1 protein-coding gene is annotated in these 531 nt (G+C 39.9%); it reads left to right on the forward strand.

Going from position 1 to position 531, the window contains the following annotated elements:
- Positions 1–12 precede the first annotated feature (12 nt).
- Positions 13–531: Cna B-type domain-containing protein (locus M1F37_RS09940; RefSeq protein WP_247935678.1), on the forward strand; the 519-nt coding region annotated here is incomplete at its 3' end.

The following is a 531-nucleotide window of genomic DNA, read 5'->3' on the forward strand; positions in this document are numbered from 1 at the left end:
ATCATCTACACTGTGACAGAAGATACTGTAGCAAACTACTCAACAGCTATCAACGGTACAACTATCACAAACACTTACAAACCAGGTAAAACTAGTTTAACAGTGACTAAGAAATGGGATGATGCAGAAAACCAAGACGGCCTTCGTCCAAAGATTATCAAGGTTCAACTCTATGCTGATGGTCAAGAATTAGGTAAAGTAGTAGAGCTTTCTGAAGATAACAAATGGACTTACACCTTCTCTGATTTAGATGAGAAAAAAGATGGCAAAGCTGTTCAATATACAGTGAAAGAAACAGAAGTGCCAGAAGGTTATACTCAAACGGTTGAAGCAACCAATCCAGGTCAGGTATTGATTACGAATACCCACACTCCTTCTAAGACTAAAGTTCAAGTAACCAAGAAATGGGATGATGCCCAAAATCAAGATGGTCTCCGTCCGTCAACCATCACAATCCATCTCTTAGCGAATGGAGAGGAAGTGCAAACAGCAACAGTTTCTGGTGAAGGAGAAATATGGAGTCATACCTTC

Source organism: Streptococcus mitis (assembly GCF_023109105.1).
GTDB lineage: Bacteria > Bacillota > Bacilli > Lactobacillales > Streptococcaceae > Streptococcus > Streptococcus mitis_BW.